The sequence below is a fragment of the Streptomyces bicolor genome, assembly GCF_000719285.1.
Classification (GTDB): Bacteria; Actinomycetota; Actinomycetes; order Streptomycetales; family Streptomycetaceae; genus Streptomyces; species Streptomyces bicolor.
Genome location: NZ_JOFS01000002.1, coordinates 368679 through 385160, shown reverse-complemented (window position 1 = coordinate 385160; position 16482 = coordinate 368679). Strand labels below are relative to the sequence as shown.

Here is a 16482-nt window from a genome sequence, read left to right as displayed (position 1 = left end):
CGGCGTAGACGGCCACGCTCGCGATGCCGGCATCCCGGCAGGCCCGGGCCACGCGGACAGCGATTTCGCCACGGTTGGCGATGAGCACCTTGCGCACGACGAGTTCTCCTCATTCGTCACGGACCGTGCTTGAAAGCCTCGTCCGCGCCTCGTCGCCCTTCAAGGGCGTTCCTTTCAGGAACAGGTCAGATTCCGCAGGCCCTGTGCGCCTGTGTCCGAGCAACTTCACGGAAAGGTCGAAAAACTTCAGAGGAATGCCAAGTCGCCAGATGACCTCATCAATGAGGAAGGGCACCCCCCTGCCCGGGGGGTGCCCCTTTTTCAACCGTCTCCCTTGAAGGGCCGCCTCGGGCTCTCAGCCGCTCACCCCGCCGAATCGGAAACCCACGCCGCGCACAGTGATGATCCAGCCACTGCCGCCGAGCTTGCTGCGGAGACTGCTGACGTGTGTGTCAACAGTCCGCCGGGACCAGGAGTCGCCCCAGATCTGGTGGATGAGGCGCTTGCGGGGAATGACCGTGTCGGGGTTGGAGGCGAGCATGTACAGCAGATCGAACTCCTTGCGGGTCACGTCCACGGCACGTCCGTGCAGGGTGACCTCGCGAGAGCCGGCGTCGATCCGCAGCGGTCCGTGGCTGACGACCCTCGTGGTGGGCGCCGGAGTCCGGACGCGGCGCATGACCGCCTCCATCCGCGCCATGAGTTCCCGGAACCCGTAGGGCTTGACGAGGTAGTCGTCGGCACCCGCCTGCAGACCGAGCACACGGTCGAGTTCCGACCCGCGTGCGGTGACGGCGATCAGCGGGACGTCACAGGTCGACCGTATGCCGCGGCAGACCTCCAGCCCGTCCAGATCGGGGAGTTCGAGATCGATCAGTACGAGATCGGCGTCCGCGTACGACTGGAGTGCGGCGCCGCCCGAGGTGACGCTGTCCACCTCATGGCCATGGCGCTTGAGTGCGCGGACCAGGGCTTCGGCCTCGGCTGCGTCGTTCTCCACGACGAGAACGCGCCAGGCTGTCACCTCCCCACGGCGAGGAGCCGGTATGTGAGGCTCCTTCAGATTCGTAGCACGCTGGCTCATTAGTCCCCCTAGCTCGTCCAGCTTTGTCTGAATCATTCGCTTTCTGAACAGACACAGGAAACCTACAAACCGATCCTCCGGTATGTCAATGAGAATCAGGTCAATGGGCCGCTGTCCCAAATGACGTTCAACGGAACGTCAAATCAGGGCCTATCAGGCGTAGTTCAGCGAAACTGCAGGCAAATGATGGTCACCTGCCGCACCCCCTCGTGCGCACCCCTCGCCCGCGCCTGACCAGGCAAGAGGCTGACAAACAGTCAAGATGGTTTGTTATGATCCAGCTCACATGGGCTCGCCCCGGGTGCGAGCCGCATCGGTTTCCTACTGGCGCGAGGGCTCCCGCACGGGACGCGGGGCACCCTCCCTCACCTGGCCATGAGTACAAGAGGAGCCTGGAAGTGAACACACGGGAAATCACGGTCCGTGCGCGAGGCCGACGATGACCAAGCAGGAACGGGCCACCCGCACCCGTGACGCGTTGCTGCTGGCGGCCGCCCAGGAGTTCCAGCGGCACGGTTACGACAGGGCGAAACTGTCCGCCATCAGCTCCGAGGCGGGAGTCAGTTCGGGCGCGCTGCACTTCCACTTCGAGAACAAGGCGGCCCTGGCCGAGGCCCTGCGCGCCGAGGCCTCGCACGCACTGCGCCGAGCCGCGCGCCTCGCCCACCGCCGCCGGACCAGCGCGCTCCAGACGCTGGTCGACCTCTCGCACGCCCTGGCAGACGTGCTCCGGCGGAGCATCGTCGTACGCGCCGGCTTCCTGCTCAGCTGCGAGGGCGCGAACGGCACGGACCTGAATCTGCGTCAGGAGTGGCAGGTCTGTGTGCAGCAGCTCCTGGCCGAGGCGGCCGACGAGCACCTGCTCGTCCAGGGCGTGCACCAACAGCAGCTGACCGGGGTACTGGTGGCCTCGACCATCGGATTCGAGGTGCTGAGCCGCTCCAACCCGGAGTGGCTGTCCTGCTTCACCGTCACCGGCTTCTGGGAAGTGCTGCTGCCCAACCTGGCCGCTCCCGAGACGCTGACGCACCTGGATCCCGCAGGCACGGACACGGCACACCAGGCGTCGAACGCGGCCGTGCGCACGGGTTTCGTTCCGGCTCCGGCCGGCCCGGCCGCTCCCTGACCCGCGGGTCGCCGTCACAGGTCGGTGCCGCCGCTGACGTCGAGGTACTGCCCGGTGATCCAGCGGGAGTCGTCCGAGGCCAGGAACGCCACCACGTCCGCCACATCGGCGGGCCTGCCGATTCGGTCGAACACGGACCGCGCGGCGAGGGCGGCCCGTGCCTCAGGGGTCTTCCTGCGCCGGGCGTTCATGTCCGTCTCGACGAACCCCGGCCCGACCGTGTTGACGGTGATGCCGCGACCGCCGAGCTCCTTCGCCAGACACAGGGTCATCGTGTCCAGCGCACCCTTGGACATGGCGTACGCGACGGACTCGGGAAAGGCGTGCCGTGAGGCGAGCGAGGAGATGTTGATGACGCGCCCGCCGTCCCGCATCCGCGGCAGCGCCCGCTGCACGAGGAACAACGGCGCCTTGGCGTTCACGGCGATCATCCGGTCGAATACCTCCGGAACGGCCTGCCCCACCGGCCCCGACCCGCTCACTCCGGCGTTGTTCACCAGGATGTCGAGCGAACGCTCCTCCCGCTCCTGGCGCAACCCCGCGTCGAAGGCCTCGAAGACGGCGTCGGCGTCACCGGGCACCCCGAGTTCCGCCCCGACCGGGAAGGCCCGTCCGCCGTTCTTCCGTATCTCCGCGACGACTTCCGCGGCGGCGGCCTCGCTGTGGCCGTAGTGGACGCCGACCAGCGCCCCGTCCTGAGCCAGCCGCCCGGCGATGGCTCTGCCGATGCCTCGGCCGGCCCCGGTGACCAGTGCGATCTTGCCTGTCAGTGTGCGCTTGGTATCCACGAAGACCCTGTGTATCGAAGTAACGGTGGAAGGAGGAGGCAGCAAGCGGAAGGCAGGAAGCAGGAAGCCGGGCGTACGGGAAGGAGACGCGCCCGTCAGCGGCCCACGGCATCCCGGTACCACGACGCGTGTTCGGCCAGGCTCCGCGCGAACCCCGGTCCGGGATCCGCGCCGGCGCAGGCCCAGAAGCCGCCGTCCGCGAACCAGTGGTCCACGGCGAGCATGCCGAGGTGGTGCAGTGCCCGAGGCTGCCCGGCGAGCCGGGTCCGGGCCTCGTCGATGTCCAGGGGCGGGCCCGGCAGGCGCAGGCCGAGCCGGTCGGCCACCGTGTCCAGCAGTTCCGAACCGTCCACCGGCTCGGGGTGGTTGACGTGATGCACGCCCGCCAGGTCCCGGCCCGACAGCCCGGCGGCGACCACGGCACGCCCCAACGCCCGTACGTCGATGACGGAGTGACGCGAGGCGCACCCCTTCAGCCGCGCGGAGAGCGCTCGCATCAGGGCGGCCAGCCCCGGCACCACCCATCTGTCACCCACCCCGAGCACGAGGTGCGGACGCAGTACGACGCCGCCCGCGTCCAGCACATGCCGCTCGGCGGCGGCACGGGAACGGCTGGTCGGCGAGGCCGGCGCGAGAGGCGGCTCGCCGGGCAGCGCGCCGGTGAAGGGCCCCCGACCGTATACGGCGGCCGTACTCACCTGGACGACACGGGCCACCCCGGCGCGTGTCGCCTCCTCGACGAGGGCCCGGGTGCCGTGGTCGTTGACGGCCTCGGCGCGCCGTTCGTCGTCCCCGATGTGGGAAGCACAGTGCAGGACGACGTCGACGCCGTCGCAGACCCCGCGCAGGGATGCCGGGTCGGCCAGGTCCGCCCTCACGACGTCCGCCGCCAGGGCAACGGGCTCCGGCGGCCGGCTCCCGGGGTCGCGCAGCAGCAGCCGGACCGGGGACGGGACGGAGCCCGCTTCCCGGACGGCGGCCACGACATGGCCGCCGATGAAGCCGCTGGCTCCGGTGATGAGGATCAGTGGTGACAAGGTGGTCTGCTCTCCCCTCGGCCGGCGGTTCGCACGTCATGGCCGGCGGTCGGTGACGGACTCGCTCCGGGGGCCGTCGAGGACCAGGTCGGGTACGGCGGGCCCCGGTGCCGTGACCGTCACGGTGCAGTGGAAGACCTCACCGTCGTCCTGCAGGCCCCGCACCCGGACGGTGGCCGGGTCGGGGTCGTCCTTGGGTACGGGGTCGGCCTCTATCCAGCAGGGGCGGTCCAGTTCGGCGTACCGGCAGAAGACCATGTCCATCCCGGTCGCCATCATGAGGCCCGGGAAGAGCGAGAAGGCCGTCGCGGCCTGCCGGGCCGCCTCCAGCAGCACGATGCCCGGCACATGGTCGTTCGGCCGTCTGAACAGCGTGGGGTGCGCGGTGTTCACCCTGAGCTGCCAGGCCCCGGGCCGCGGAGACGGCGCCAGTACGACGGCGGCGGCGTCGGTCCGGCCGACGGCCGCGGGCGGCAGTCCCGGCAGGAGCGGCACGGGACGGCCGGTCATCGACAACCGCTCACCGCGCAACCGGCGGTAGGCCCTTTCCGAGACGCAGTCGACCCGCCCGCCGGCGACCGCGATCACCCGGCCCGCGCGGCGCAGCACCATGTCGCAGCGCATGCCCGCCAGCCGACGACCCCGGCGCCGCACATCGCCGCAGGTGATGTCGGCGACGACGTCCTCGGTGGAGCGGTCGAACGCGAGTCCGGCCGGCGAGGTCGAGTAACTCAGACGCTGCATCACGAACAGCCCGCCGATGGGCACTTCGAACACGGCGTGGGCCAGCAACATCGTGCTCTGACGCAGTATCTCCGGTATCAGCAACGGGTCCTGGAAGCGCCCGGACGCCTCGGCGAAGAGCCGGTGCCGCAGCGGCCAGCGGGCCCTGACCTGGAAGTGCGAGTCGTCCAGGCGGCGCCATCCGGTGGGAAAGGCGTCCCGGGGATCCGGCCGGTGCACCTGCTCGCCGCTGATCTCCGTATGCCATAAGGCGGTTGAGGGAACCGGCGCGACAGCGCCTGTGGTTTGCTCGTCCCGTGCGGTCGCGCCGACGTATTGCGTCCGGTCCATGGCTCCCCCCGAGTCACTCACCAGAGCGAGGCGTCCTCACCCGCCGCATAAGATACGTGTGATCCGGTTTTCTTTTCAATACGCGTCGTGATGTTGCGCGTGCATACGGTGGAGGGACCCATGGCCCAGCAGGACCGCGCGATCAGAACGCGCAGGTCGATCCTCGAGGCGGCCGCGAAGGTCTTCGGCGAGCGTGGTTACGCCTCGGCCACCATCGAGGAGATCCTCGGCCGCGCCGGGGTCACCAGGGGTGCCCTGTACTTCCACTTCTCCTCCAAGGAAGAGGTCGCCCTCGGCGTCCTGGAAGCCCAGATGCCCATCGACCGGTTCCCGGAGCAATCCAGCAAGCTGCAGAAACTCGTCGACCACGGCATGGTCATGGCCTACCGGCTGCAGCACGATCCGCTGGTGCAGGCCGGCGTCTCCCTCGCCCTCGACCAGGGCGCGGCCGAACTGGACCGCAGCGCGGCGTTCCGCGCCTGGACCGATCAGTTGGAGCAGATCCTGACCGAGGCGCGCGGCCAGGGCGAACTCCTGCCGCACATCGACGTGACCGACACCGCGGAGTTCCTCACCGGCGCCTTCGCCGGCGTCCAGGCGATGTCACAGGCCCACTGCAACCGCGACGACCTCGACCATCGCGTCTCCGTCATGCTCCGCCACGTCCTGCCCGGTATCTCCACGCCCGCGATGCTGGCCGCCCTCGACTTCTCCCCGGAGCGCGGCAGGCGCGTCTTCCTCGAGTACCAGGGCCATGCCCCCGAGACCGCCTCCTCGGTGGCACGGAGTTAGTGTTACTTGGCCGTAACAAAACCGATCGGTCGGTTAATCTCGGGTTCATACCGGGGCCTCCTCACCGCCCCGGTTCCGTACAGTCGGTTTCATCCAGCCATGGAAAGGACCCACCGTGCGGCTGCGCTGTGCTGTGCTCGACGACTTCCAGAACGTGGCGACCGAGGCCGCCGACTGGTCGCCGCTCGCGGACGACGTGGAGGTCGTCCCCTTCACCGCCCACTTCCCCGACGAGGACGCCCTCGCCGCGGCCCTCGCCGACTTCGACATCGTCGTCACCCTCCGGGAACGCGTCCCCTTCCCCGGCTCCCTGTTCGCCCGTCTCCCCCGGCTGAGGCTGCTGATCGCCTCCGGCATGCGCAACTCGGTCATCGACTACGCCGCCGCCGAGGCACACGGCGTCACCGTCTGCGGCACGGCCAGCTCCTCGACCCCGCCCGTCGAGCTCACCTGGACTCTGCTGCTCGGCCTCGCCCGCGGTCTCGTGCCTGAGAGCAACGCCCTGCGCTCCGGTGGCCCCTGGCAGAGCACGGTCGGCGCCGACCTGCACGGCCGCCGCCTCGGGCTGCTGGGCCTCGGCAAGATCGGCAGCCGGGTGGCCCGGGTCGGCATCGCCTTCGGCATGCACGTCACGGCCTGGAGCCAGAACCTCACCAAGAAGTACGCCGACGAGGTGGGCGTCCATCTGGCCGCCTCCAAGGAGGAGTTGCTCGCCGAGAGCGACTTCGTCTCCGTCCATCTCGCCCTGAGCGACCGCACCCGGGGCCTGCTCGGCGCGCCCGAACTCGCCCTGCTCAAGCCGACCGCCTACCTGATCAACACCTCCCGCGCGGCGATCGTCGACCAGGACGCCCTGCTCACCGCCCTGCACGAGGGCCGTATCGCCGGCGCCGGCGTGGACGTCTTCGACATCGAGCCCCTCCCCGCCGACCACCCGATGCGCACGGCGCCCCGCCTCCTCGCCACGCCCCACCTGGGCTATGTCTCGCGGGCCAACTACGCGACGTACTACGGCCAGGCGGTCGAGGACATCCGGGCGTACCTGGCGGGGTCACCGGTACGACGGCTGCCCTGAGGAACCGCACGGCGCCGACGGAGCCCTGCGGCAAGCACGGCTGCGGTCGGGCACTGGGGAGCTTCGGTCTCGCCCAGCCTCGGTCAGGCGCTGTCGGCGATCTCGGTGCCCGCAGCCGGCCGCCGGTAAATCCCCTCGCTCCGGCGCAGATGGTGCAGGTCCACCAGATAGCGCCGGAGCGTCACATGGTCGATGTCGTCGCTGTCCTCGCACCAGGCGCGCAGCTTGGCGTCGACGGTCCGCTCCGGGTACTCCACGCCCGGCTCGAAGCTCTGCTCGGCGATGTACCGGAGCACCAGCTTCTTGCGGGTCCACTGCGCGGGCAGCCGGACCAGCCGCCGCCCGTCCCGGACGAAGGTCCGCAGGATCACGTCGGTCCGCTCGTCCCCGGAGTCAGGACCACCGGCGCCGCCGGATTGGCTCTCCCGCCGCGCGGCCTCCCGCGCGTACTCCTTGAACAGCCCGTACGCGACGCCCAGTTGCCCGCCGTCCCCGGCCGTCACCACGCCTTGCTCCCGCAGCCGCCGCAGCGCCACGGCCGTCTCCTTCGGGGACAGCTCCGCCGCCCGGGCGACCTCCTCGGTGCTCCCCGCGCCCAGCGCCACGGCGGCGAAGGCCCGCACCCGGCTCTCCTCGGCGAACAGCCGGACCAGTTGTTCCGTCGGATCGGTTGCCATGCCCGGAGGCTAATGGACGTGCCGCTGCGGGGCTGAGCGATTTTCCGCGCCAGGCGTACCGACAGGCCCCCGCTAGGCGTACTGATAGATGCTAGACACGTCCTCCAACTCGTCCGGAGTCACGTCCCACGGCGGCAGCCTCTCGTGCCGGGCGACGATCCGGCCGTCCTGGCCTCTGCCCCGGCCGGGCGGCCGCGCCGGCAGGTAGCGGTGGTTGCGGTGGCGCCGCTGCCAGCGCTGCCACTGCATGTCGACGAAGGCGTGGACCAGCCAGAAGACGGGATCGTTGACGGACCCGCCGCCGAGCATGGCACCCCCGACCCAGCGGTGCACCCGGTTGTGGTTGAGCCACGGGTTGCTGTCGGGGCCCCACCCCTCCATCTTGTTGCGGAAGCCCTTGGTGACCGTCGAGTCCCACGGGGCGACGTCATAGACGGGGTCCTTCAGCGCCCGGTCCAGATCGGCCTTGGTGGGCAGGTTGATCGGATTGCGTGAGCGGCCCAGGTCCCGGGTGAGGAACCGGTCGTCGGTGACGCCCGCCCTGATGGTCCACCGGCCGTTCCGGTAGGCGAACGGCCCGGTCATCACCTGCCGGTCCCCGCGTCGCCCGTTCCCGCCGAGCAGGTCGTTGGTCCACGGCACCGAGGTGGCCGAACGGTCCCTGGTCCAGTCCCAGTACGGCACCGTCACCGAGTCGTCGACGCGGATCAGGGCGTTCTCGAGCTCCAGCACGAACATGCGGTGCCAGGGCAGGAAGGAGGGTGTCATATGGGCGGCACGCAGCCCCCGCTCACCGTCGCCGCGGAAGTGCCTGATGTGCAGCCGTACGAACTCGTCGTACTCACCACGGCGTTTGACCTCGAGCAGCGCCTCGACGAACCGCCGCTTCTCGGTGGCCGTCAGCTTGTTCACGTTCTTACGCACGTACACCATGCTCGGCCTCCCCATGCGGGTGCCCGCCGCCGAGCGGACCGGGGGCCATGTAGCGCAGCCGTCGGCCGGGTCCGAGTTCGTCGACGGCCGCGCGGGTCGCCTCCAGTGGGGTGCCGTACCAGCTGTAGTGGTCGAGCATGCTCAGCCAGGTGCCGTCGGCCCGGCGCATCAGATGCAGCGGGTGGCCGTCCACGGTGACGCGCCAGTCGGCGCCGAGGGCGCTGAGCCCGTGGAGGGGAAGCGGTGCGCCCTGGATGTGGCGGCCCCGGTAGGTCTCGTCGAAGGGGATGTCGGTGTGCCGCTGCCGGTTCGCGGACTGCGAGGGCCGGGAGCCGGCGAGCACCGGGGTGAGTGCCACCGCGCCGGAGCCGAACAGCAGCCGCGCCACCTCCCGCCGTGTCCGCTTCCTCGGCTCGCTGTCCACCTGGGTGCCCGCTCCCTGCACCGCACCCACGGACACCCCGTCTGCACTGACGGCCATCGCTCACTCCTCGCACGGTTCGGGTGTTCGGACGGGTAACCGTCCGGGACGCCCCACGGTCACCACCGAGGCGCCCATACGGTGCAGTGGTCAGCCCGTCCAGAAGTCCCACCAGCGGGTCAGGATCAGCATCCCGACGACCCCGATGTGCAGCAGCACGAGCACCCAGGTGAACTCGGCGAAGAGGGTCCGCACCGGGCCCGGCGCGGGCAGGAGGCCGCCGCGCACGAGGAAGGACGTCAGGTACCAGAACAGCACGATCGTCGCGAGCCAGGCCAGGCAGCACCACAGGCACAGGGCGTTGATCTCGTACAGCGACTCATACTGCAGCCAGGAGACGAACCCGATCCCGAAGACGCATCCGGCCTCGAAGGTCAGCCAGTACCAGCGCGGGTAGGCTGCCCCGGCCAGCAGGCTCACCCCGACGCCGATCACGACGGCGTAGGTCACCAGGCCCAGCATCGGGTTGGGGAACCCGAAGGCCTCGGCCTGCTCGCTCTCCATCACGCTGCCGCAGGACAGCACCGGGTTCAGGCTGCAGCCCGGCGTGAAGTCCGGGTCCTCCAGCAGCTTGAACTTGTCGAGGGTGATGACCCAGGAGGCCAGCAGTCCGGCAGCCCCGGTGACCACCAGCAGCAGGGCGAACGCACGGCCGCCACCCGTGGTCCGGCGGGCGGCCGGGGCGGGGGTCACCACCGTGCGGCCCCGCGGTAGACGCGGAGGTGGTCGACCGCGAAGGTGATCGGCGCCGGGTCGCAGGGGGCCGGGTGCCACCGGCCGGCGCTCAGCGACAGGTTCAGGATCAGATACGCCGACCAGTCGTCGCCGACGCCGGTACCGTCGGAGAAGACGCGCTCGCCGTTGACGTACCACTCGACGGAACACGCGCCGTAGGTGGTGCCGACGGTCACCCACCGGTCCGGGGCGATCGTGTCGGCGTCGGAGTGGTACGTCGAGGCGCGGTTGACGTTGTTGGACAGCTCCAGCAGGTTCGGGTTGTCCGGGTGGTACTCGAAGGAGTCGACCTCGTTCCGGCCGTCCTTCCAGGTCCACAGCGCGGGCCAGGCCCCGGTCCCCGAGGGCAGTCTGACGCGGGTCTCGACGTGGTCCCCTGTGCGCACCTGGAAGCCCTCGGCGGAGTACTCGGTGGTGAGCAGCCCGGTGTGCCAGGCCCGCCTGCCGTTGCCCAGGGTGCGGCCGGACGGTGTGGCGGTGAAGGTGGCCACGCCGCCCGAGACGGTCACACAGCCGGGGTCGAGCCAGTCGAGTTTGTCGTCGTCCGGGTTGTGGTCGCGGTAGCGGTAGGCGCTGGTCCGGTCCCCGACCCATTTGGCGCTCCACTCGATCGGGGCGTCGAACTCCTCCGACCAGGTCGGCGTGAACGTGGCGGTGTCGATGGTCATGGCGGCGAGGGTAGGTCACCCGCCGCTTTTCCTGATTCACGTCGCGCAGACGATCGAATCGAGCCGCGCGCACCATACGATCAGCCCATTCGCCGACCAGCTGCCCATCCCTCCGAATGCCTCTGTGGATTCCATTCTTCACCCCCGCCAATTTCACGCGTATGGAGCAACGCGGCGCTTTTGCAGCGGCCTTGTACTGCTATGTTCTCCAACCGTCGGATCAGAGGTACTTTCAAGCGAGGTGAATCATGAAGAAGGCAGTTTTCACCACTGCGGCGTTGGCCATCGGTGCGGGTCTTGTGGGCGGTTCGGCCGCCACGGCGGCGGCCGCCACGGGGTCGTCCACGGGCGAATCGGGTATCACGGCCAGTCCGCTCGGGCTCATGTCCCCGTCCAAGGTGAGCCCGGCAATCGTGCCGGCGACCGATGCCGTGTCGCGGCTGGCCCGCGACGGTGGGATCGCGAAGGGAAGCGCGTTCGACAAGAACAGCAAGAACGCGGCGGGAATGTCCGGCGTTTACCTGGACGGAATGGACCCGGATGCCGCCAAGCGGCCCACGATTCCGGTGAAGAACCCGGCCGGCAGCGGCTCCGTCCAGGTCCGCCCGCTGAAGGCGCCGACCGCCGCCGGTTTCGGCTCCTTCCTTCCCCAGTGACGACCCGGCAACCGTACGAGTCCCTGGCCCCGGAATTCTGAGACTCTGATCCGGTTCTCGGCAACCCGCGCACCATCACCCCGGCCCACCGGCCCGCACTCTGCCGGTGGGCCGGACGCGTGTCGGCGCCCGTTTTCGCGGGCATCGCGCGGCCCACTCCCGGAATCAGAGCAAAGCCGGGCACCGCAACAGGCGGTTACATTGCGCCATCCGAAGGAATCTGTCCACGTTTGATTGTTCCCACCGTGACTTATGCGTGCATATACGGGTTTCCTTTTCGTAAGCGTGCGCAACCGTGAATTCAGGAAGGAACCAAGTTGCCCAAGAAGTTCGCGGTCATCACGGCCCTCGCCCTCAGCACTGTCGTCGCCGGCGCCGGCCTTGCCTCTGCCGGTGAATACGACGGCGGCGGTGGCAAGACCACCACTGTCAAGGGTGGCAGCGGGTTCTCGTCGGCCCCGGTCGTCGTCAACGCGCCCCAGCAAGGCGTTCTCATCGTCAACGGCACCCTGGTCGACGGTCGCTGCATTGCCCCGTGGTCCAACGGATCCGTCCTCGGCGGCGTTGTCGCGACGAACTCGCACTACGCCTCCTGCAACACGGGCACGGTCCACCAGGAGCAGCTCGGCCACTACAAGGGCGGCATCCTCTTCTGACCTCTGCTGCGAGCGATCGGCAGCAGGTAAATCTCCCAACGCAGCCCGGAAAGGGGCAGCTCATGCGTAACAAGGTTACGGCCGTTTCCGCGCTTGCCGCGGGTATCGTTCTGGCGGCCGGCGGTACCGCCGCCGCCGACGGCGACATCACCACCGTCGAGGGCGGCAAGGATTTCTCGTCGGCCCCGGTCGTCATCAACGAGCCCCAGCAAGGCATCCTCATCGCCAACGGCACTCTGGTCGACGGCCGCTGCCTCGCCCCGTGGTCCAACGGAGCCGTCCTCGGCGGCGTCGTCGCGACGAACTCCCACTACGCCTCCTGCAACACGGGCACGGTCAACCAGCAGCAGACCGGCCACTACAAGGGCGGCATCCTCTTCTGACCCCTGATCCGAGCATCGGAGCAGGTCAACCCCAAACGCAGCCCGGAAAGGCTCAGCTCATGCGTAACAAGGTTACGGCCATTTCCGCCCTCGCCGCAGGCATCGTCCTGGCGGCCGGCGGTACCGCCGCCGCCGACAGTGACACCACCACCGTCAAGGGCGGCAGCGGCTTCTCGTCGGCCCCGGTCGTCGTCAACGAACCGCAGCAGGGGATCGCCGTGGTCAACGGCTCCGTCCTCGACGCCCGCTGTGCCGCGCCGTGGTCCAACGGATCCGTCCTCGGCGGTGTCGTCGCGACGAACTCGCACTACGCCTCCTGCAACACGGGCACGGTCCACCAGGAGCAGCCCGGCTCGTACGTCGGCGGCATCCTGTTCTGAGCAGTCCTTCGCCCGATGGCGGTCCGCCGGAAATCCGGTGGGCCGCCATCGGCGTGTGTGCGGGGATTCCTGTGCCAAAAGCGTGGGCCCCGGCCGCATGGGAGTGCGGCCAGGGCCCACGGAGAGCGCCGACAAGGAGGAATGAGCGCCGATTCACTTGGACCAACGACGCTGAAACGCCTGTGGTCACCCTGTCTCATTCGTTTGGCCCAACGTGGCAAAGCACAAAGGCAATTGCACTCTGCCCCCCTCCTTGGAAACGCCGAAGGGTCGGCTCCGCGGAGTGCGGAGCCGACCCGGAACGTCGAGCCGATGGGCGACGAAGTCGAGGAACGAGTCGCCTGCCTGATCGCCTGGCTGGATCGCCTACCTGTTGATCGGAAGGCCGCCGAGCAGCTGGCCGTCGGCGGGGTTCGGCAGGGTGCCGCCGAAGACGGGGGTCTTCACGACGCCGGAATTGTTCACGCCCTTCTTGACGTTGTCCGCCGTGCGCCTGACGTTGTTGCCCACGTAGCCCGTCGGCACCTTGGTGGCCGAGGGGAGGCTGCGGGCGACCGTCTTCCCGTTGTCGACGAGGCCCGTCGCCGGCATGTCGATCGCGGCGGCGGGCCCGGCGACACCGGCGACGGCGAGGGAGCCGGCGACGACCGCGGCAGCCTTCAGGTTCTTCATCATGTTCCTTTCCTGGGGACTCGACTTCCGTAACTCGCGTTCGGCGAAAGGGATTTCGGCCCGCAGACGCCGTGAGTGAGTCGGTCTCGGTTCTCCTGGGCTAACGAGAGGGGGCCGGTCTGGAAACTCTGCCGCGGACAACTTCCAGGAACTCATACGAAAAGACCCGTCGTGCCGGACACGGCCGGCGTAACGCGGGCGGGCGCGCACGGGCGTTCATCTCCACCGAGTTTCGGATCGTGTGATCACCGTTAAACCGGTGCGGACGGCCCGCAAACCGATCGCGTGCGTCCCATGCCGAACTGCCCGGTTCAATTCGTCGTCGCCGCTGATGAGAGGCCCTTTCGGAGCCGGCCGACCCGCACCGTCCGGGCCTCCGGCCGATCGGGGGCGGCCCGGAACCACAGGCACGGCGGCTGCAAACGGGTGACATCGTGCGGGAAACAAGTACGAAAGCGCCGCCGGTCCGACACGGTCGGCCACCCGACCGTTAAATATGGATAAGTGTCTGGTGCCGCTCACCCCCTGAATCCGGAAACCCTGTTGACCCTCGGACCCTCTCGAACAGGTGCGGGATCTCGTATCGGGAACGCGAGCCACACGTCGTGTTGCTGGTTCGGACTCTTTTCTTCGGAAGGGCAGCCTCGGTCATGCGCATTTCCGCGCCGCACGTCCTGCATGTCACGCAGCCCGTCGAGGGCGGTGTCGCCCGGGTCGTGACGGACCTGGTGGCCGCGCAGGTGGCCGCGGGGCTGCGGGTGACGGTGGCCTGTCCGCAGGGCGGCACGCTGCCGGACTCCCTGCGCGCACCGGGCCGCACGGTGCTGCGCTGGGACGCGACGCGCCAGCCCACGGCCCGACTCCCGGGCGAGGTACGGCAGTTGGCGCGGCTGGTGCGCGATGTGCGGCCCGACCTGGTGCACGCACACAGCGCGAAGGCGGGGCTCGCGGCCCGGCTCGCGGTGCACGGCCGGCTGCCGACGGTCTTCCAGCCGCACGCCTGGTCGTTCGAGGCGGCGGACGGCGTCGTCGCGCGGCTGGCGCTGGGCTGGGAGCGGTTCGGGGCGCGGTGGGCGACGCGCGTGCTGTGCGTGAGCGAGGCCGAGCGGCGTACCGGGGAGCGATACGGAATCGCCGCTTCCTGGCGGGTGGTCCCCAACGGTGTCGACACCGGCAGGTTCCGGCCGGAGGGGGACAGGGCGCGGTCGGGGGCGGGTCCGCTCGTCGTGTGCGTGGGCCGGCTGTGCCGGCAGAAGGGGCAGGACGTGCTGTTGCGGGCCTGGCCCGAGGTGGTGCGGCGGGTGACCGGTGCCCGGCTGGTGCTGGTCGGCGACGGGCCGGACGCGCGGTCGCTGCGCCGCGGTGCGCCCGCGTCGGTGGAGTTCACCGGCGCCGCGTCCGATGTCGCCCCTTGGTACCGGGCCGCCGACATCGTGGTCCTGCCGTCCCGCTGGGAGGGTATGGCGCTCGCCCCGCTGGAGGCCATGGCGTGTGCCCGGCCGGTCGTCGTCACGGACGTGGACGGAGCGCGCGAGAGCCTTCCGCCCTCCCATCGGCCGTCCTGTCTGGTGCCGCCGGAGGACCCCGGCGCGCTGGCCCGGGCGCTCACGGCGCTGCTGCGGGACGAGCCGCTGCGCGCCGCGCTCGGCGCACGGGGCCGTGCGCATGTGCTCGTCGCCCACGACCTGCGGCACACCACGGACGCGGTCACCGGCGTCTATCGCGAGTTGCTCGGCGTCGTTCCCGCGCCGGTCGTACCCAACGAGGGCAGAAAGAGCATCGCCACATGACCGCGGAAAGCACCGTCGCCTCACCCACGGGACCGCAGCGGGTAACGAAGGGTGCCCTCTCCGTTCTCGCCCGGGGCGGCCTGGTCGGCGGACGCCGGCCGTCGGCCGGGCGGGCCGCGCGTCGGCCGATGCGGGAGTCCCGGGCAGTGCTGTGGCTCGTCGACGGCGCCGCCGTCCTGCCGGCCGCCCTGGTCGTACCCGTGCCGCACAGGCATCCGCTGGTCTTCGCCCTGCTGGCCCTCGGCGTGCTCGGTCTGAACCGCCGGGCCTCGCTGTACGGCATGTCCGTGGTCCCCGATGTGCTGGACGAGATCCCGGCCGTCTGTGCCCGGATCGCCGTCGGCTGGGCGGCGGTCGTGGCTCTCTCCCCATTGCGGTCGCTCCCGATGACCGTGCTGCTGGCGGCCGTTGCCGTGCACTGCGGGGCGGCCTGCGCGGGTCGCGCGGCGGTGCACGGCTACCGGCGCCGGGTGCTGCGGCGCGGGCCCTGTCCCGCTCTGGTGGTCGGTCCGCTCGCGGCCGCCCGGGGCGTCGCGACCGTGCTGCTGCGCCACCCGAACTGCGGAGTCCGCCCGGTGGGTGTCGTCGCCGACGACCTGGAGATCGTCGGCGACACCGATGCCGAGACCGGGCTGTTGGTGCTCACCTCGGCGCAGGACACGCTCCGGGCGCTCATCCAGAACGGTGTCGGGACGGTGCTCGTCGTGGGGGCCGCCACCAGGGTGGAGAAGGCCGCCGAGCTGCGGATGCTCGCCGCGTACGGATGCGTGCTGTGGGAGGTGGACACGCAGACGCCGTCGTACGGCCTCAGTGGTCGCCGTGAACGGGCGGGGCAGCTGGCCGGCTTCTCGCTGAGGTGGCTGGGCGCGGGGAGCGGACGGGGGCGCGGCAGCATCGGCAAACGGCTGCTCGACGTGGTGCTCTCGGGCTCCCTGCTGGTGCTGGCCGCCCCCGTGCTGCTGGTGTGTGCGCTCGCGCTGTGGGTCATGGACGGGCCCGGCGTGGTGTTCCGGCAGGAGCGGATCGGCATGGACGGGCGGCCGTTCACCATCCTGAAGTTCCGCACCCACCGGCCCGCCAGCGCGCACGAGGCGGCGACCCGCTGGAGCGTGGCGGACGCCCAGGACATGAGCCGGTTCTGCCACTTCCTGCGCCGCACCTCGCTGGACGAGCTGCCGCAGCTGTGGAACGTCTTCCGCGGTGACATGAGCCTGGTCGGGCCCCGGCCCGAACGGCCGTACTACGTCGCCAAGTTCAGCCAGGTCTATCCGGGCTACCGGGCCCGGCACCGGATGCGGTCCGGGATCACCGGGCTCGCCCAGATCCACGGGCTGCGCGGCGACACCTCGATCGAGGACCGGTGCCGCTACGACAACGCCTACATCGACAACTGGTCGCTGTGGCAGGACGTCTGCATCCTGCTGCGCACGGTGGCGCAGTTCGTACGGCCGACGGGGAGCTGAGCACCGGTGAGC

The 16482-nt window shown here is 70.0% G+C and carries 20 protein-coding genes; 9 read left to right on the top strand and 11 right to left on the bottom strand.

Translation table 11 applies throughout. The features are described 5' to 3' along the window. Together IF78_RS45675 and IF78_RS0103910 are read right to left on the bottom strand one after the other, a co-directional pair. Positions 1-97, bottom strand: a 97-nt coding sequence (locus IF78_RS45675) for a biotin carboxylase N-terminal domain-containing protein (protein ID WP_279617129.1), incomplete at its 3' end; no start/stop codon positions are given. 258 nt (positions 98-355) lie between these two features. Continuing rightward, positions 356-1000, bottom strand: coding sequence for a response regulator transcription factor (locus IF78_RS0103910; protein ID WP_425314593.1), 645 nt, complete (start codon positions 998-1000; stop codon positions 356-358). A gap of 523 nt (positions 1001-1523) precedes the next feature. Between IF78_RS0103910 and IF78_RS0103905 the strand changes: the two genes are divergently transcribed. After that, entirely contained in the window at positions 1524-2210 is a 687-nt protein-coding gene (locus IF78_RS0103905; protein ID WP_051827484.1) for a ScbR family autoregulator-binding transcription factor, read from the top strand. Positions 2211-2224: 14 nt separating this feature from the next. Here the strand turns inward: IF78_RS0103905 and IF78_RS0103900 are convergent, their stop codons facing one another. The 3 genes from IF78_RS0103900 to IF78_RS0103890 all read right to left on the bottom strand — a co-directional run bounded on the left by IF78_RS0103900 (position 2225) and on the right by IF78_RS0103890 (position 5109). Next, positions 2225-2998 (bottom strand): SDR family oxidoreductase, encoded by a 774-nt coding sequence (locus tag IF78_RS0103900; RefSeq protein WP_234439757.1) that lies wholly within the window; start codon positions 2996-2998, stop codon positions 2225-2227. Between the two features lie 95 nt (positions 2999-3093). Next, the gene (locus IF78_RS0103895; RefSeq protein WP_031478687.1) at positions 3094-4035 is read right to left on the bottom strand and encodes an NAD-dependent epimerase/dehydratase family protein; all 942 of its coding nucleotides are present in this window, start codon (positions 4033-4035) and stop codon (positions 3094-3096) included. A 36-nt stretch (positions 4036-4071) separates the two neighbouring features. Then, positions 4072-5109, bottom strand: coding sequence for a ScbA/BarX family gamma-butyrolactone biosynthesis protein (locus IF78_RS0103890; protein WP_078662291.1), 1038 nt, complete (start codon positions 5107-5109; stop codon positions 4072-4074). A gap of 120 nt (positions 5110-5229) precedes the next feature. On the opposite strand from IF78_RS0103890, the gene IF78_RS0103885 reads away from it, so the two are divergent. Beyond that, positions 5230-5901: a ScbR family autoregulator-binding transcription factor gene (locus IF78_RS0103885; RefSeq protein WP_031478684.1), complete on the top strand. Its 672-nt coding sequence runs from the start codon at positions 5230-5232 to the stop codon at positions 5899-5901. Positions 5902-6016: 115 nt separating this feature from the next. Further along, complete coding sequence (locus IF78_RS0103880) at positions 6017-6976, top strand: D-2-hydroxyacid dehydrogenase family protein (RefSeq protein WP_031478683.1); 960 nt, start codon at positions 6017-6019, stop codon at positions 6974-6976. 83 nt (positions 6977-7059) lie between these two features. On the opposite strand, the gene IF78_RS0103875 is transcribed toward IF78_RS0103880, so the two are convergent. The 5 genes from IF78_RS0103875 to IF78_RS0103855 form a co-directional block, all read right to left on the bottom strand. Continuing rightward, positions 7060-7653: a DUF2087 domain-containing protein gene (locus tag IF78_RS0103875; protein ID WP_031478682.1), complete on the bottom strand. Its 594-nt coding sequence runs from the start codon at positions 7651-7653 to the stop codon at positions 7060-7062. Between the two features lie 72 nt (positions 7654-7725). Next, positions 7726-8586: a tyrosinase family protein gene (locus IF78_RS0103870; protein WP_031478681.1), complete on the bottom strand. Its 861-nt coding sequence runs from the start codon at positions 8584-8586 to the stop codon at positions 7726-7728. Then, on the bottom strand, positions 8570-9067 hold the full coding sequence (locus tag IF78_RS0103865; protein WP_031478680.1) for a tyrosinase family oxidase copper chaperone: 498 nt from the start codon (positions 9065-9067) through the stop codon (positions 8570-8572). Before IF78_RS0103865 ends, IF78_RS0103870 begins: the two co-directional genes overlap by 17 nt. A 90-nt stretch (positions 9068-9157) precedes the next feature. Continuing rightward, complete coding sequence (locus tag IF78_RS0103860; protein WP_107049873.1) at positions 9158-9763, bottom strand: vitamin K epoxide reductase family protein; 606 nt, start codon at positions 9761-9763, stop codon at positions 9158-9160. Further along, on the bottom strand, positions 9757-10470 hold the full coding sequence (locus tag IF78_RS0103855; RefSeq protein ID WP_031478678.1) for a glycoside hydrolase family 16 protein: 714 nt from the start codon (positions 10468-10470) through the stop codon (positions 9757-9759). Before IF78_RS0103855 ends, IF78_RS0103860 begins: the two co-directional genes overlap by 7 nt. A gap of 248 nt (positions 10471-10718) precedes the next feature. On the opposite strand from IF78_RS0103855, the gene IF78_RS0103850 reads away from it, so the two are divergent. The 4 genes from IF78_RS0103850 to IF78_RS0103835 all read left to right on the top strand — a co-directional run bounded on the left by IF78_RS0103850 (position 10719) and on the right by IF78_RS0103835 (position 12545). Further along, positions 10719-11126, top strand: a complete 408-nt coding sequence (locus IF78_RS0103850) for a hypothetical protein (protein WP_234439756.1) — start codon at positions 10719-10721, stop codon at positions 11124-11126. A 317-nt stretch (positions 11127-11443) separates the two neighbouring features. After that, a complete protein-coding gene (locus IF78_RS0103845; RefSeq protein ID WP_031478675.1) occupies positions 11444-11782 on the top strand; it encodes a hypothetical protein in 339 nt (112 codons plus the stop codon). A 62-nt stretch (positions 11783-11844) separates the two neighbouring features. Further along, positions 11845-12165 (top strand): hypothetical protein, encoded by a 321-nt coding sequence (locus tag IF78_RS0103840; protein ID WP_031478674.1) that lies wholly within the window; start codon positions 11845-11847, stop codon positions 12163-12165. Between the two features lie 59 nt (positions 12166-12224). After that, the gene (locus tag IF78_RS0103835; RefSeq protein WP_031478672.1) at positions 12225-12545 is read left to right on the top strand and encodes a hypothetical protein; all 321 of its coding nucleotides are present in this window, start codon (positions 12225-12227) and stop codon (positions 12543-12545) included. Positions 12546-12911: 366 nt separating this feature from the next. Here IF78_RS0103835 and IF78_RS0103830 read toward each other — a convergent pair whose 3' ends face one another. Next, positions 12912-13217, bottom strand: coding sequence for a hypothetical protein (locus IF78_RS0103830; protein ID WP_031478671.1), 306 nt, complete (start codon positions 13215-13217; stop codon positions 12912-12914). Positions 13218-13867: 650 nt separating this feature from the next. Here IF78_RS0103830 and IF78_RS0103825 point away from each other — a divergent pair. After that, positions 13868-15007 carry a glycosyltransferase gene (locus IF78_RS0103825; protein ID WP_031478670.1) on the top strand — a complete coding sequence of 380 codons (1140 nt, stop codon included), beginning with the start codon at positions 13868-13870 and terminating at the stop codon, positions 15005-15007. Further along, positions 15004-16470: an exopolysaccharide biosynthesis polyprenyl glycosylphosphotransferase gene (locus IF78_RS0103820; RefSeq protein WP_031478669.1), complete on the top strand. Its 1467-nt coding sequence runs from the start codon at positions 15004-15006 to the stop codon at positions 16468-16470. The genes IF78_RS0103825 and IF78_RS0103820 overlap by 4 nt, the downstream gene beginning before the upstream one ends. Positions 16471-16482: the final 12 nt, after the last annotated feature.